Raw genomic sequence first — 430 nt, 5'->3', positions numbered from 1 at the left:
CGTGTAGTCAAGGCCAAACCGGATCTGCCATCGTTACTATTAGTTCAACTTCAACAGTAACCATTTCCGGTACAACAACAATTTGTTCGGGAAGCACTACAGTAATTACGTTTAATGGAGTTCCCAATGCAACAGTTACTTATACAGTAAATGGTGGAACCAATCAAACTATCGTATTAAATGGATTAGGTTTTGCAACATTGACCACCCCGGCATTAATTTCCAATACTATTTATTCTTTGGTTAGTGTAACTTTACCGGGAACACCGCCTTGTAGTCAAACCCAAACGGGCATAGCTACAGTTACGATACTTCCATTACCAACAGCTACCATTTCCGGAACCACAACCATTTGTTCGGGAAGCACAGCAGTAATTTCATTTAATGGCACTCCGAATGCCACAGTTACTTATACTGTTGATGGAGGAGT

1 pseudogene is annotated in these 430 nt (G+C 40.9%); it reads left to right on the top strand.

Features of this window, described 5'->3' with window-relative positions:
• A pseudogene (locus ICG50_RS13040) lies at positions 1-430 on the top strand (hypothetical protein); the annotation flags it as partial.

This window comes from Flavobacterium buctense, assembly GCF_014486695.1.
Taxonomy (GTDB): Bacteria; Bacteroidota; Bacteroidia; order Flavobacteriales; family Flavobacteriaceae; genus Flavobacterium; species Flavobacterium buctense.
Note: the sequence above shows the minus strand (reverse complement) of the source record. Positions and strands in the feature narration are given on the sequence as shown.